The sequence below is a fragment of the Streptomyces sp. NPDC030245 genome, assembly GCF_055572995.1.
This window is the reverse complement of the sequence record NZ_JBVICF010000013.1, coordinates 101159-116083: the sequence shown is the minus strand read 5'-3', so window position 1 is coordinate 116083 and position 14925 is coordinate 101159. Positions and strand designations below refer to the sequence as shown.

12 protein-coding genes are annotated in these 14925 nt (G+C 71.7%); 9 read left to right on the top strand and 3 right to left on the bottom strand.

Features of this window, described 5'->3' with window-relative positions:
• Nucleotides 1-135: 135 nt before the first annotated feature.
• Nucleotides 136-1176, top strand: coding sequence for a bile acid:sodium symporter family protein (locus ACZ4Z4_RS30835; RefSeq protein WP_468334502.1), 1041 nt, complete (start codon nucleotides 136-138; stop codon nucleotides 1174-1176).
• On the opposite strand, the gene ACZ4Z4_RS30830 is transcribed toward ACZ4Z4_RS30835, so the two are convergent.
• The 3 genes from ACZ4Z4_RS30830 to fdhD all read right to left on the bottom strand — a co-directional run bounded on the left by ACZ4Z4_RS30830 (nucleotide 1112) and on the right by fdhD (nucleotide 5357).
• Nucleotides 1112-2368 carry a DUF4185 domain-containing protein gene (locus ACZ4Z4_RS30830; RefSeq protein ID WP_468334499.1) on the bottom strand — a complete coding sequence of 419 codons (1257 nt, stop codon included), beginning with the start codon at nucleotides 2366-2368 and terminating at the stop codon, nucleotides 1112-1114. The two genes, ACZ4Z4_RS30835 and ACZ4Z4_RS30830, sit on opposite strands and share 65 nt — an antisense overlap.
• Nucleotides 2369-2378: 10 nt before the next feature.
• Nucleotides 2379-4268 (bottom strand): exo-alpha-sialidase, encoded by a 1890-nt coding sequence (locus ACZ4Z4_RS30825; RefSeq protein ID WP_468334496.1) that lies wholly within the window; start codon nucleotides 4266-4268, stop codon nucleotides 2379-2381.
• 240 nt (nucleotides 4269-4508) lie between these two features.
• Nucleotides 4509-5357, bottom strand: a complete 849-nt coding sequence (gene fdhD, locus ACZ4Z4_RS30820; protein ID WP_468334493.1) for a formate dehydrogenase accessory sulfurtransferase FdhD — start codon at nucleotides 5355-5357, stop codon at nucleotides 4509-4511.
• Between the two features lie 271 nt (nucleotides 5358-5628).
• Between fdhD and ACZ4Z4_RS30815 the strand changes: the two genes are divergently transcribed.
• The 8 genes from ACZ4Z4_RS30815 to ACZ4Z4_RS30780 all read left to right on the top strand — a co-directional run bounded on the left by ACZ4Z4_RS30815 (nucleotide 5629) and on the right by ACZ4Z4_RS30780 (nucleotide 14815).
• Nucleotides 5629-6576, top strand: a complete 948-nt coding sequence (locus ACZ4Z4_RS30815) for a beta-ketoacyl-ACP synthase III (RefSeq protein WP_468334490.1) — start codon at nucleotides 5629-5631, stop codon at nucleotides 6574-6576.
• A 136-nt stretch (nucleotides 6577-6712) separates the two neighbouring features.
• Complete coding sequence (locus tag ACZ4Z4_RS30810) at nucleotides 6713-7348, top strand: GNAT family N-acetyltransferase (RefSeq protein WP_468334938.1); 636 nt, start codon at nucleotides 6713-6715, stop codon at nucleotides 7346-7348.
• A gap of 249 nt (nucleotides 7349-7597) precedes the next feature.
• Nucleotides 7598-8779: an ROK family transcriptional regulator gene (locus tag ACZ4Z4_RS30805; RefSeq protein ID WP_468334487.1), complete on the top strand. Its 1182-nt coding sequence runs from the start codon at nucleotides 7598-7600 to the stop codon at nucleotides 8777-8779.
• Nucleotides 8780-8926: 147 nt separating this feature from the next.
• Nucleotides 8927-10444 (top strand): sugar ABC transporter ATP-binding protein, encoded by a 1518-nt coding sequence (locus ACZ4Z4_RS30800; protein WP_468334484.1) that lies wholly within the window; start codon nucleotides 8927-8929, stop codon nucleotides 10442-10444.
• Nucleotides 10441-11460 (top strand): ABC transporter permease, encoded by a 1020-nt coding sequence (locus ACZ4Z4_RS30795; protein WP_468334481.1) that lies wholly within the window; start codon nucleotides 10441-10443, stop codon nucleotides 11458-11460. The genes ACZ4Z4_RS30800 and ACZ4Z4_RS30795 overlap by 4 nt, the downstream gene beginning before the upstream one ends.
• Before the next feature lie 40 nt (nucleotides 11461-11500).
• Complete coding sequence (locus ACZ4Z4_RS30790) at nucleotides 11501-12541, top strand: substrate-binding domain-containing protein (protein WP_468334478.1); 1041 nt, start codon at nucleotides 11501-11503, stop codon at nucleotides 12539-12541.
• Between the two features lie 48 nt (nucleotides 12542-12589).
• On the top strand, nucleotides 12590-13804 hold the full coding sequence (locus tag ACZ4Z4_RS30785; protein WP_468334475.1) for a Gfo/Idh/MocA family protein: 1215 nt from the start codon (nucleotides 12590-12592) through the stop codon (nucleotides 13802-13804).
• Nucleotides 13805-13816: 12 nt separating this feature from the next.
• Nucleotides 13817-14815 (top strand): sugar phosphate isomerase/epimerase family protein, encoded by a 999-nt coding sequence (locus ACZ4Z4_RS30780; protein ID WP_468334472.1) that lies wholly within the window; start codon nucleotides 13817-13819, stop codon nucleotides 14813-14815.
• Nucleotides 14816-14925 lie beyond the last annotated feature (110 nt).

Genomic DNA, 14925 nt, shown 5'->3' with positions numbered 1-14925 from the left:
CATCGCGATACGTGATGACAGTCAGAGTGGTGTGCGGGATTCCCGATGACCCTCATCGGGAGGATCATGGAGAGGACACGTACCGCCCCTCGGTACGCCCCCGTACCCGCCCCGACACCGAGAGCATGGAGCCCCGTGAAACGCCTGAAGTGGCCGTCCTGGGTGCCGGTCGACCCGTACATCGTGGCGTTGCTCGCGACCGTCGGCCTCGCGGCCCTGCTGCCCGCCCGCGGCACCGCCGCCGACATCGCGTCCGGCGCCTCCACGGGGGCCGTCGCGCTGCTCTTCTTCCTCTACGGCGCCCGGCTCTCCACCCGCGAGGCGCTCGACGGGCTCAAGCACTGGCGGCTCCACGTCACGGTCCTCGCCTGCACCTTCGTCGTCTTCCCGCTGCTCGGGCTCGCGGCGAAGGGACTCGTCCCGTACGTCCTGACGCCCGCGCTCTACAGCGGATTCCTCTTCCTCACCCTGGTGCCCTCGACGATCCAGTCGTCCATCGCCTTCACGTCGATGGCCCGCGGCAACGTCCCCGCGGCGATCTGCGCGGGCTCCTTCTCCTCGCTGGCCGGCATCGTGCTCACCCCGCTGCTCGCGGCCTCCCTGCTCGGCGGAAGCGGCGGCGGCTTCTCGGCGGACTCGCTCCTCAAGATCGTGCTGCAACTGCTCGTGCCGTTCCTCGCCGGACAGCTCCTGCGCCGGTGGGTGGGCGGCTTCATAGCGCGCCACAAGAAGATCCTCGGATACGTGGACCGCGGGTCGATCCTGCTCGTCGTCTACACCGCCTTCAGCGAGGGCATGGTGCAGGGCATCTGGGGCCAGGTGCACCCGCTGCGGCTGCTCGCGCTGCTCGGCGTCGAGGCGGTGCTGCTGACCGTCATGCTGACCCTGACCTGGTACGGGGCGAAGCGGCTCGGTTTCGGCCGGGCCGACCGCGTCGCGATCCAGTTCGCCGGGTCGAAGAAGTCCCTGGCGGCCGGACTGCCCATGGCGAGCGTCCTGTTCGGCGCGGACGCCTCGCTCGCCGTGCTGCCGCTGATGCTCTTCCACCAGATGCAGCTGATGGTCTGCGCGGTCATCGCCAAACGCCGCTCGCGCGATCCGCGGGAGTTCGTCAGCGAGCCGACGCCAGCCGCAGGGAGACGAACCGCGGCCGGTACAGCGACACGTTCCGGGTGACGTTGGCCTGCGCGTTGGCGGGCGTCGCGTCCAGCCAGTTGACGTCGTAGCTGAGCACGACGCGGCCGTCGCCGCCGAGCGCCGGATGAGCCTGCGGGTTGTAGGCGGCGGTCTCCTGGCGGACGGCGCTGTCCTTGGGCAGCGGCGCCTCGAACGCCTTGGTGGGGCCGTGCCAGGGGCCGGTGGGAGAGCAGGACCAGTACGAGGTGACGGTGGTCAGGCCCTCGGTGCCCGCCGCCATGGTGAACAGCACGTACGTCCCGTCGTCCCGCACCACCGTGAACGCGCTGCCCACCCCCTTCCGTCTGCCGTCCCCGAGCACGGCCCGCGGCGTGACGTCGTGCCCCCACGCCTCGCCGTCCCAGAACTCCCAGGCGTCGGGGTCGGCGAGCCTGCCGTGAGGGACCCGCGCGACATGGGCGTGCGACGAGGGGCGCGAGGTCGCCTGCGCATCCGTGCCGCCGAAGACGTACGTCCAGCCGTCGTCGTCGACCGCCGCTGCGCCGTACAGGACCCGCTTCTCCGGATCGGCGACCGTCCGCTGGTCGGAGACCTTGGTGATGCTCTCGACGCGCAGGTCGGGCAGGGAGAGCGTGGCGACCTCCGTGGCGACGGGGACGCCGTAGATCCAGGGACCCTGGCTCGCCATGCGGTTCCACAGCAGGACCCGCACCACCCGCTCCTGCGAGCCGGACGAGCGGGGCTCCACGCGGGCCGCCACCGGCCAGCGCCACTCCTGAGGGGCCGGGTCGGGGAAGAGCGGCGCGGCGAGGGTGCGCTGCAAGGTGCCCGAACGGGACATCACCACGGCCGAGTTGCGGACCATGGGTGTGTTCGGGTCGCGCCAGGTGTGCGGCTGGCCCGCCTGGTTCGGGGGCGCGTGGACCCGGCCGAGGAAGGTGTCGGAGAACAGCCACAGCACGCGCCCGTCCGGCAGCCGCACCGAGTGGGTGCCGTCGCCGCCGGTCCAGTCGTCGGTGCGCGTCATGTCGTCGCCGTAGCGCGCGAACTCCCCGGTGGACCTGTCGTCGGCGGTCCAGGAGGCGACGGTACGGGGGGTGCATGCCGCGGCATCGCCCTCCCGGTCGTCATCCGGGAGGGCGATGAGCAGGACGGCCGCGCAGACCAGGGCGAGCAGCAGGACGAGCCAGACGCTGCGCGCCCCCGGCGCGGGACGTTCACGGGCGGACACGCCGGGGACGTTAGTTGCTGTCGCGCACCCGGTCCATGGGGAGCCGCACGACGGTGTCCCGTGTCACAGGAGCATCGGCAGTGCGCAGGGCCCCCACCTCGGCGTCGTCCAACGCCCTGTCGTACACCCGCACTTCGTCGATCGCGCCCGTGAAGTGGGCCCGGCTGTCGAGCCGTTGCCCGACGTGCACGCCGAAGGGCGAGTTGCGGCTGACCGAGCCGGGCACGTCCGCGGCGGTGACCTGCGTGCCGTCGAGGAACAGCGTCAGCCGGCCGGCGCCGCGGCGCAGCGCGACGTGGTGCCACTCGCCGTCGTTGTACGCGCCCGTCGTGCGCACGAACGCGGACTTCGGGGGCGCGGCGCCGTCCCGGGTGGTGATCAGGCCGGCGAGGCGGTCGCTCGCGGGCTCGCCGCGCAGCCACACCTGCGGCTGATTGGTGCCGATGCCGCCCATCCACAGCAGCGGCTGCTCGCCGGCCGTCGCGGTGTAGCGGAACCAGAGCGAGGCCGTGAAGTCGTCGGCGCCCAGCGGCAATCGGCTGCGGTACGGCAGCCGTACGGCGTCGTCCGTGCCGTCGAAGGAGATCGCCCCGCCGAAGCGGCCCGGCGTGCCGTGCGCCCCGCCGAGCACGGCGGCGGGCCGGGCGCCCGGCGCGTGGTCGCGGGTGGTCGGATCCGGGCCCCGGCGCGGCTTCAGCCACTCCTCGGTGAAGCGGGCGAAGCGGATCTCGTCGCGCGCGTCCACCGCGCCGCCCTCGTACAGCAGCCCCACGTGGGTCCGGTCGGCCCGCACCAGGTCGGAGTAGCCGGACCAGTCGGTGGTCACCGTGGTGCCGCGGTCGACGCTGTCCCAGGTGCGGCCGCCGTCGTAGGAGGAGCGGATCTGCATCGTGCGGCGGCGGTCCGGGTCGGCGGGGCAGGCGAGCAGCATCCGCTTGCCGAACTGAAGCGTGGCGCCCTGCACTTGGGGGGTGTACAGGTCGGGGATCGCGCGGAAGGGGGCGGTGAAGGAGTCGCCGCCGTCCCGGCTGACGGTCTGTGTGCGGTGGCCCAGGTCCGTGCCGTCCTGTTCGCGGCCGCTGACGTGGATCGCCCCGTCGGGCCGTTCGGTGATGGTCATCTCGGACGGCTTCTGACGGAACGTGCCGCCGGCCGGTATCGGGTACGAATCCGTCGCGCCGATCTTCCAGTGGTCGCCGCCGTCGTCGCTGACGATCAGCGCGGCGTGGTTGGCGGTGACCCGGCCGCCGTCCCACGTCTCGGTGTTGGCGGTGAAGACGAGCCGCCCCGCGTGCCGGCCGCGGGTCAGCTGGAGTCCGTGCACCGGGCCGGTCGCGTACCAGGAGTTCCAGTGGTCCGGCAGGATCTGGTCGCTGAGGTCGCGCGGCTCCGACCAGCTGCGGCCGTCGTCGTCGCTGTACTGGAGGTGCGGGGTGCGGTCGCACGGCACGTCGCAGTTCCTGCTGTCCGTACGGCCGGTGTTGTACGTCTCCGCCAGCAGGATGCGGCCGGTCTCCCGGTCCACGACCGGTGCCGGATTGCCGTGCGTGTCGCCCGCGCCCTCGTTGACGACCTGGAGCGGGCCCCAGGTGCGGCCGCCGTCGTGCGACCGCTTGAGCACCAGGTCTATGTCGCCCGCGTCGCCGCAGTCGTTGACCCGGCCCTCCGCGAAGGCGAGCAGCGTTCCCTTGGTCGTCCGCACCACGGCCGGGATGCGGAAGCAGGCGTAGCCGGGGTCCCGGTCCGCCTTGAAGAGCACCTGCTGTTCGAACGGCGGCGACTGCGCGGCCCGCGCGCCGGGCGCGGGCAGCAGGGCGCCCACGGCCACCGCGGTGACGGCGGCGGTGACGGCGCGGAGCGATCTGAGGCGTACACGGCGTGCGGGGAGACCTGATGACATGGTGCGGTCCGCCTTTCATGGCGACGGCGACTCATGGCGATGGTGATGGCGATGGCGTTGGCGTAGGCATGACGACGGCGAGGGCAGTGATGATGTGATGGACATCCCACGTCCCATGTCCAACGTACGTGGACCGACGCTACTTGCGGGCTTCGACACCCCACAAGAAGCGTGCGTCAGGCTCATGCGCCCCCGGCCGGTCGCGGCACGGCACGTACGGCCGGGGCGGGGCGGCCCGGGTCAGCCCTGGGCGGCCGTGGTCCGCAGGGCGACGCGGTGCTCGCCCGCGTACACGTTCATGGAGGAGCCCCGCAGGAAACCGATCAGCGTGAGCCCCGTCTCGGCGGCGAGGTCGACGGCGAGCGACGACGGCGCGGAGACCGCGGCGAGCACCGGGATGCCCGCCATCACGGCCTTCTGGGCCAGCTCGAAGGAGGCGCGGCCCGAGACGAGCAGGACGGCGCGGGACAGCGGCAGGTCGCCGTTGCGCAGGGCGCGGCCGACCAGTTTGTCGACGGCGTTGTGCCGCCCCACGTCCTCGCGTATGTCGAGGAGCGTGCCCTCCTCGTCGAAGAGCGCCGCGGCGTGCAGGCCGCCGGTCCTGTCGAAGACGCGCTGCGACGCGCGCAGCCGGTCGGGGAGGCTCGCGAGCAGCTCGGTGCCGAGCCGGACGGGGGGCGCATCGGCTATCGGGAAGCGCGCCGTGGTGCGGACGGCGTCCAGGCTCGCCTTGCCGCACAGCCCGCACGACGAGGTGGTGTAGACGTTGCGTTCGAGGGTGATGTCGGGAAGGACGACTCCCTCGGCGGTCCGCACGTCGACCACGTTGTACGTGTTGGAGCCGTCCTCCCGCGCCCCCGCGCAGTAGACGATCGACCGCAGGTCGTCCGCCGAGGCGAGCACGCCCTCGCTCACCAGGAACCCCGCCGCGAGCGCGAAGTCGTCGCCCGGTGTGCGCATGGTGATGGCGAGCGGCCTGCCGTTCAGCCGGATCTCCAGGGGTTCCTCCGCGACGAGGGTGTCGGGCCGCTCCGAGACGTGGCCGTCCCTGACGCGGATCACCTTGCGTCGCTCCGTGACTCGTCCCATGTCTCGATCAGTCCCGGTTCTGTCCGTGCTGGTGGCCGAAGCGGCCCTTGATGCGGGGATCGCCGTGTCTCATTGTCCTGCACGCGCGCCGTGCGGCGGACACGCTGTACGAACTCGCACACAAGGTCACACCGCTCTTCGGAGGGTGACCACATCATGAGAAGCATCCAAACCCAGAGGTCCTTTCCTGTCGCATCACGTGCATCGTTACTGATGAGTCGCTGACCAAACTGGAGGGTCCCGCATCTTCGGCAACAAGGGGGACCCGTACATGCACGGCTCGCGCATCGCCGCTGTCGGCCACTATCAGCCCGCCAGAATCCTCACCAACGAGGAGCTGGCGAGCAGGGTCGACACCAGCGACGAGTGGATCCGGTCCCGGGTGGGCATCCGCACCCGCCACATCGCGGGCCCGGAGGAGCCGGTCGACGAGCTGGCCGCGCACGCCGGCGGCAAGGCCCTGGCCGCCGCGGGCCTGACCCCCGACGCGATCGACCTGGTCCTGGTCGCCACCTCCACGGCCATCGACCGCTCGCCGAACATGGCCGCCCGGGTCGCCGCGCGCCTCGGCGTCCCCGGCCCCGCCGCCCTCGACCTCAACGTCGTCTGCGCGGGCTTCACCCACGCGCTCGCCACCGCCGACCACACCGTGCGGGCCGGCGCCGCGACCCGCGCCCTGGTCATCGGCGCGGACAAGATGTCCGAGGTCACCGACTGGACGGACCGCACCACCTGCGTGCTGACCGGTGACGGCGCGGGCGCGGCCGTCGTCGAGGCGTGCGGGCCCGGCGAGGAGCCCGGCATCGGTCCCGTGCTGTGGGGCTCGGTGCCCGAGATGGGTAACGCGGTCCGCATCGAGGGCACGCCGCCGCGCTTCGCCCAGGAGGGCCAGAGCGTGTACCGCTGGGCGACGACCCGGCTGCCGCCGCTGGCCCGCGCGGCCTGCGAGCGCGCGGGGCTGACCCCGGCCGATCTCGCCGCGGTCGTCCTGCACCAGGCCAACCTCCGCATCATCGAACCGCTCGCCGAGCGCATCGGCGCCGTGAACGCCGTGGTCGCGCGCGATGTCGTCGAATCCGGCAACACCTCGGCGGCGAGCATCCCGATGGCGCTCTCCAAGCTGGTGGAGCGCGGCGAAATCAGCTCCGGGGACCCGGTCCTGCTCTTCGGCTTCGGCGGCAACCTCTCGTACGCGGGACAGGTCGTGCGCTGCCCCTGACGCCGGGGCACCGCACCCGTGCCGGCTATTTGTGACTCGTAGACTGCGGACAAAACGCAGTCTTCGGGGAGGGGCGGCGATGTCCGCGACGGGCCATCGGGACGGGGAACAGACGCACATGAGCACGGAGCACCGCATGCGTCCGTTGATCGAGCAGGACGTGCGCGTACGCCCGTTGATCGAGCAGGACGTGCGCGTACGCCCGTTGATCGAGCAGGACGTGCCGGTGGCCGTGCACACCCTCGCCCGCGCCTTCGCCGACTACCCCTTCACGCGCCACGTCGTCGCCGCCGACGGACACGAGGAGCGGATCCGCCGCTTCCAGGAACTCTTCCTGACCCGCATCGGAATGGTGTACGGGCGCGTCTGGGTCGCGAACGCCGGCCGTGCCGTGGCCGTCTGGACCACACCGGACCGCGACCCGGCGCCGGGCTTCGCCGCGATCGGCCCGCTCATCGGGGAGCTCGCGGGCGACCGCGCGCCCTGGTTCGAGTCGGCGGACCGCGTGCTCCTGCCGCACCGCCCCCAGTACCCGGCGTGGTTCCTCGCCACGGTCGGCGTCGACCCGGACGAGCAGGGCAAGGGGCTCGGCGGCGCGGTGCTCGAACCCGGCCTGGCGGCCGCCGACCGCGCGGGGCACCCGTGTTTCCTGGAGACGTCGACCGAGCGGAACGTGGCGTTCTACGAACGGCTCGGCTTCACCGTCACGGCCGACGTCACACTGCCGGACCACGGCCCCCGCACGTGGTGCATGCTCCGGAAGCCGGCCTAAGAGCACGGAAATCGGCCCAGGAACACAGAAGTCGGCCCAAGAACACGGCCCCGCGCCCCTTTGTCCTGTGACTGGAGAAAGTCATGGGTAATTCGCGCTCAACTTCTTCCCAGCCCCGGCAGGCACTGCTACGTTCCCCTCGAAAGCCTGAAGGAAGCCCCACGGCGACGGCGGCCGCACGACGGCGCCACCGCCCCGGGGGCAACGGCATGGGAAGCCCGATGAGGCGGGGAGGGGCGCGTGAGACGCATGACGGCTCGACCCGCCAATGCGCACCAGGCACGGTTGTTGCGCCTGTTGCGTGACGGAGGACCCAACTCCCGCGCCCAGCTGGGCGATCAGATCGACCTCTCACGGTCCAAGCTGGCCGTGGAGGTCGACCGGCTCCTGGAGACCGGACTCGTGGTCGCCGACGGGCTCGCCGCCTCGCGCGGCGGCCGCCGCTCCCACAACATCCGCCTGGCCCCCGCCCTCCGCTTCCTCGGCGTGGACATCGGCGCGACCTCGGTCGACGTCGCGGTGACCAACGCCGAGCTGGAGGTCCTCGGCCACATCAACCAGCCCATGGACGTGCGCGAGGGCCCGGTCGCGGTCTTCGAGCAGGTCCTCGCCATGGCGGCCAAGCTGAAGGCCTCCGGGCTCGCGGAGGGGTTCGACGGCGCCGGCATCGGCGTCCCCGGCCCGGTCCGCTTCCCGGAGGGCGTGCCGGTCGCCCCGCCGATCATGCCGGGGTGGGACGGCTTCCCCGTCCGGGAGGCCCTCAGCCAGGACCTCGGCTGTCCCGTCATGGTCGACAACGACGTGAACCTCATGGCGATGGGGGAGCAGCACGCGGGCGTCGCACGCTCCGTGGGCGACTTCCTCTGCGTCAAGATCGGCACGGGCATCGGCTGCGGCATCGTCGTCGGCGGTGAGGTCCACCGCGGTACGACGGGCAGCGCCGGCGACATCGGCCACATCCAGTCCGAACCGGACGGACGCCCCTGCGCCTGCGGCAACAAGGGCTGCCTGGAGGCCTACTTCAGCGGCGCGGCGCTCGCCCGCGACGCCGAGGAGGCGGCCAGGGAGGGGCGTTCGGCGGAGCTCGCCACGCGGCTCGACGCGGCGGGACGGCTCAGCGCCGTCGACGTCGCGGCGGCCGCCGCCGCGGGTGACCCCGCCGCGCTCGACCTCATCCGCGAGGGCGGCAATCGCACCGGCCAGGTCATCGCGAGTCTCGTCAGCTTCTTCAACCCCGGCCTCGTGGTGATCGGCGGCGGCGTGACCGGCCTCGGCCACACGCTGCTCGCCGCGATCCGCACCCAGGTCTACCGCCAGTCGCTGCCCCTGGCGACCGGCAACCTCCCCATCGTGCTCGGGGAGTTGGGCCCCACCGCCGGAGTCATCGGCGGCGCCCGGCTCATCAGCGACCACCTGTTCTCACCGGCCTGACGGCCGGCCCCAGTCCAGCAACGCCACCGCGTCACCTCACCCGGCACAGCACCCCGCTCCGCCCTGCGCCGGTGCGACCACCCAGGCAATTCCGCCCTGCCCTGAATCCGTCCTGCCCTGCTGCGGCCGCCGCCGAGGGGAACCGTCATGGCACCAGAACCACCCCTGCTCACCATGTCCGGCATCACCAAGTCGTTCCCCGGGGTCCGCGCCCTCGACGGCGTCGACCTCCAGGTCCAGGCCGGGGAAGTGCACTGCCTCCTGGGCCAGAACGGCGCCGGGAAGTCCACCCTCATCAAGGTCCTCGCGGGCGCCCACCAGCCCGACGGCGGCGAGATCACCTGGCGCGGCGAGCGCATCACGCTCCGCTCGCCGATCGCCGCCATGCGGCTCGGCATCGCCACCATCTACCAGGAACTCGACCTGGTGGAAGGCCTCTCCGTCGCGGAGAACGTCCACCTCGGACACGAGCCGACCACCGCCGGTTTCGTGGTGCGCGGCCGCGAGGCCAAAGCCTCGACTGCCGCACTGCTCCAGCGGCTCGGGCACGCGGAGATCGATCCGGGCCGCCTCGTCGGCGACCTCTCCGCCGCCCAGCAGCAGATCGTCTCGATGGCCCGCGCGCTCTCCCACGAGGTACGCCTCATCGTCATGGACGAGCCGTCCGCCGCCCTCGACCCCGACGAGGTCGACAACCTCTTCCGCATCGTCGGCGACCTCACGGCGGAGGGCGTCGCCGTCGTCTACATCTCCCACCGGCTGGAGGAGATCCGCCGCATCGGCGACCGCGTCACCGTCCTCAAGGACGGGCGCGCCGTCGCGGGCGGGCTGCCCGCGGAATCCACCCCGACCAGGGACGTCGTGGCGCTGATGACGGGCCGCAACGTCGAGTACGTCTTCCCGGACCGGCCCGCCGAACCACCCGCCGCGCAACCGGTGTTGACCGTCCGCGGCCTCTCCCGGCGCGGCGAGTTCGAACCCCTCGACCTCGATCTGCGCCCCGGCGAGATCGTGGGTCTCGCCGGCCTCGTCGGCTCCGGACGCTCCGAGATCCTGGAGACGATCTACGGCGCCCGCAAGCCCACCACCGGCCAAGTCTCGGTAGAAGGGCGGGAGTTGCGGCCGGGCAGTGTGCGGGCCGCCGTCCGCGCGGGGCTCGGACTCGCCCCCGAGGAACGCAAGGCACAGGCCCTCCTCATGCTGGAGTCCGTCACCCGCAACGTGTCGGTCTCGACCATGTCCCGCTTCTCGCGCGGCGGCTGGCTCGACCGCGGCGCCGAACGCGCGGCCGCGCGCACCGCGACACGCGAGCTGTCGCTGCGCCCCGACGACCCCTCCGTCCCCGTGCGCACCCTGTCCGGCGGCAACCAGCAGAAGGCCGTCCTGGCCCGCTGGCTGCTGCGCGGCTGCCGCGTCCTGCTGCTCGACGAGCCGACCCGCGGCGTCGACGTCGGAGCCCGCGCCGATCTGTACGCGGTGATCCGCCGGCTCGCCGACGAGGGCCTCGCCGTGCTCCTCGTCTCCAGCGAGGTGCCCGAAGTGCTCGGCCTCGCCGACCGCGTCCTGGTCCTGCGCGAGGGCCGCGTCGTACACACCGCGCCCGCCCGTGACCTCGATGAACACCGCGTACTCGACCTCGTCCTCGAAGGGAGCCCGGCGGCATGACCCAGCCAGCCCCGGCGGCCGAGGCCGCCACCCGCAAGAGCGCACCTGCCGACGGCGGAAGCCCGTGGCGTGCCACGCTGGCCCGCGCCGACGTGCGCACACTGTCACTGCTCGGCGTGCTCGCCACGCTGATCGTGATCGGCGGCATCACCCAGCCCGACTCGTTCCTCGACACCGACAACGTCCAGCTGATCCTCACCCAGGCCTCCGTCATCGGCGTCGTCACCGTCGGCATGACCTTCGTGATCATCTCCGGCGGCATCGACCTCTCCGTCGGCGCGATCGTCGCGCTCGCCTCGGTGTGGGCGACGACGGTCGCCACCCAGGAGTACGGCTTCGCGGGCATCCTCTTCACGGCCGTGGTCGTCGGCATGGGGTGCGGCCTCGTCAACGGCCTGCTCATCGCGTACGGCGGGATAGTGCCGTTCATCGCCACCCTCGCCATGCTGGCGGCGGGCCGCGGCCTCGCCCTCCAGATCACCGACGGCAAGACCCAGATGGTCACCGTGGACGGGGTGTTGGACCTCGGCCTCCGCGAGTCGTACATCCTCGGCATCCCGCCGCTGGTCCTGGTCTTCGCCGCCGTCACCGTCGTCGGCTGGCTGCTCCTGAACCGCACGACCTTCGGGCGGCGCTCGGTCGCGGTCGGCGGCAACGCGGAAGCGGCGCGCCTCGCCGGCATCGACGTCCGCAGGCAGCGGCTCTATCTGTATCTGCTCTCCGGCCTGTGCTGCGGCATCGCGGCCTTCCTGCTGATCGTCCTCTCCGGCTCGGGCCAGAACACCAACGGCAACCTGTACGAACTCGACGCCATCGCCGCGGTGATCATCGGCGGCACCCTGCTCAGCGGCGGGCGCGGCACGATCACCGGCTCCGTGCTCGGCGTACTGATCTTCACCACGATCACCAACATCTTCGCGCTCAACAACCTGGAGACCGCGACCCAGCAGATCGCCAAGGGCGCGATCATCGTCGCCGCGGTGCTCGTCCAACGACGTACGGCCACCACCACGTGAGCTGATCCGGCCACCACTTCCTGAGTTGAGGGGTTCACCCATGCCATCCCACACGAGCCGCAGAGGGCTCCTCTTCGGAGCCGCCGCCCTGTCCACCGGAGCCCTGATCACGGGGTGCACCAGCAACGACTCCAAGGACGAGGGGTCCGAGGACACGGCACAGCAGGTCGCCGACGACAAGCCGGGCAAGAAGGTCACCATCGGCTTCGCGGGCCCCCAGGCCGACCACGGCTGGCTCAACGCCATCAACGACAACGCCAAGAAGCGCGCCGAGAAGTACTCGGACGTCACGCTGGAGGCCACCGAGGGCTCGAACGACACCGCGGCCCAGATCGGCCAGGTCGAGACGCTGATCAACAAGAAGGTCGACGTCCTCGTCGTCCTGCCCGCCGACGGCAAGGCCCTCACCCAGGTCGGCCTGAAGGCCATGAAGGCGGGCATCCCCGTCGTCAACCTCGACCGCGTCTTCGCCTCACCGCAGGCCTACCGCTGCTGGATCGGCGGCGACAACTACGGCATGGGCCTCAGCGCCGGGCACTACATCGGCGAGAAGCTCAAGGACAAGAAGAACGCGCGCGTCATCGAGCTGGCGGGCATCGACAACCTCGAACTCACCAAGCAGCGCACCAAAGGGTTCGACGACGCCCTCAAGAACTACCCGAACATCAAGAAGGTCGCCCGCCAGGCCGCCGAGTTCACCGTCGAGTCGGGACAGGCGAAGATGTCCCAACTCCTCCAGGCCCAGAAGAACTTCGAAGCCCTGTGGAACCACGACGACGACCAGGGCGTGGGCGCGCTGCGCGCCATCAAGCAGGCGGGCCGCGACGACTTCCTGATGGTGGGCGGCGCGGGCGCGCTCTCCGCGATGCAGGCCATCGAGGCGGACAACAGCGTCCTGAAGGCCACCGTCCTCTACCCGCCCACGATGGCCGCGTCCGCGATCGACCTGGCGCGCGCACTCGGGCAGGGCAAGGGCGTCAGCGGCATGGCGGAGTTCGAGATCCCGTCCTTCGTCACCTGCTACTCGGCCGTCGTCGACAAGGAGAACGTCGGCCAGTACATGTCCACCGGCTTCAAGTGATGCGCACGCCCGCACCCCCCACCGAGCGTCGACGAGGAGGATCACCGCATGCGTGAGACGGAGACCGAGGCCGGAGCCGATTCCGGGGCCGGCAAGCGGCCATTGGGAGTGGGCATGGTCGGCTACGCCTTCATGGGTGCCGCCCACTCACAGGGCTGGCGCACCGTGGGGCGAGCCTTCGACCTGCCGGTGCGGCCGGTGCTCTCGGCCGTCTGCGGCCGCGACGGCGGCGCCGTGCGCGCCGCCGCCGACCGGCTCGGCTGGGCCGCCGCCGAGACCGACTGGCGCACCCTGATCGCCCGCGACGACGTCGACCTCGTCGACATCTGCACACCGGGCGACAGCCATGCGGAGATCGCCGTCGCCGCCCTGGAGGCGGGCAAGCACGTGCTGTGCGAGAAGCCGCTCGCGAACACCGTGGAGGAGGCCGAGGCGATGGCCGAGGCCGCCGAACGGGCCCGCGCCCGGGGTCAGGTGGCCATGGTCGGCTTCAACTACCGCCGGGTGCCCGCCCTCGCGCTCGCCCGCCGGATGGTCGTGGAAGGACGCCTCGGCGCGCTCCGCCACGTACGCCTGACGTACCTTCAGGACTGGCTCGTCGACGCCGACTTCCCGCTCACCTGGCGGCTGCGCAAGGACCGCGCGGGCTCCGGGGCGCTCGGCGACCTGGGCGCGCACATCGTGGACCTCGCGCAGTACCTGGTGGGGGAGCCGGTGGCCGGGGTGTCGGCGCTCACCGAGACCTTCGTACGCGAACGCCCCGTACTGGAGGGGGCGTCCAGCGGGCTCACGGCGGCGGGCGGCAGCCGGCTCGGGACGGTCACGGTCGACGACGCGGCCGTCTTCACCGCGCGGTTCCCGTCCGGCGCCCTCGCCTCCTTCGAGGCGACCCGCTTCGCGGCGGGACGCAAGAACGCGCTGCGGCTCGAACTCAACGGCTCCGACGGCTCGTTGGCGTTCGACCTGGAGCGCCTGAACGAGCTGTCGTTCCACGACCACACCGAACCCGCCGCGTCGTCCGGCTTCCGCCGTATCCTCGTGACCGAGCCCGAACACCCGTATCTGGAGGCGTGGTGGCCGCCCGGCCACGGCCTCGGCTACGAGCACACCTTTGTGCACCAGGCCCGCGACCTGCTGCACGCCATCGCCACCGGGGCGCGGCCCGAGCCCTCCTTCGCCGACGGCCTGTCCGTGCAGCGGGTGCTCGCCGCGGTGGAGGAGAGCGCGGCGAAGAACTCCGTCTACACGCTGATCCCCGCCTGAGGAGGCCCCGCCATGCCCCGTAGGTTCACGCTCTTCACCGGCCAGTGGGCCGACCTGCCGCTCGAAGAGGTCTGCCGACACGCCCGCGACTTCGGCTACGACGGTCTCGAACTCGCTTGCTGGGGCGACCACTTCGAGGTCGACAGGGCGCTCGCCGACCCGTCCTACCTGGACGGACGGCACGCGCTGCTCGACAAGTACGGGCTCAAGTGCTGGGCCGTCTCCAACCACCTCGTCGGCCAGGCCGTCTGCGACGCGATCATCGACGAACGGCATCAGGCGATCCTGCCCGCCCGCATCTGGGGCGACGGCGAGGCGGAGGGGGTGCGGCAGCGGGCCGCCGCCGAGATCAAGGACACGGCCAGGGCGGCCGCGGCCTTCGGCGTCGACACCGTCGTCGGCTTCACCGGCTCGTCGATCTGGCACCTGGTCGCGATGTTCCCGCCCGCCCCCGAGTCGATGATCGAGCGGGGGTACGAGGACTTCGCCGAGCGCTGGAACCCGATCCTGGACGTCTTCGACGCGGAAGGCGTGCGGTTCGCCCACGAGGTGCACCCGTCGGAGATCGCGTACGACTACTGGACCACGCACAAGGCGCTGGAGGCCGTCGGCCACCGTCCTGCTTTCGGGCTGAACTTCGACCCCTCGCACTTCGTGTGGCAGGACCTCGACCCGGTCGGCTTCCTCTACGACTTCCGGGACCGCATCTACCACGTCGACTGCAAGGAGGCCCGGCGCCGCCTGGACGGCCGCAACGGCCGCCTCGGCTCACACCTCCCGTGGGGCGATCCGCGGCGCGGCTGGGACTTCGTGTCGGCGGGCCACGGAGACGTCCCCTGGGAGGACGTCTTCCGGATGCTGCGCTCCATCGCGTACGACGGGCCGATCTCCGTGGAGTGGGAGGACGCGGGCATGGACCGCCTCCAGGGCGCGCCGGAGGCGCTGACGCGCTTGAAGGCGTACGACTTCGAGGCGCCGACCGCCTCCTTCGACGCGGCGTTCAATCATTAGCCCGTCCGGCGTTTGAGGACGAACCCGGCGAAGCCGGTGATTCCGGTACCACTTTGTCCTGGTACTGGAAGAAGCTCAACTCCGCCGGTGTGCAGAGGCTTTCGGCCGAG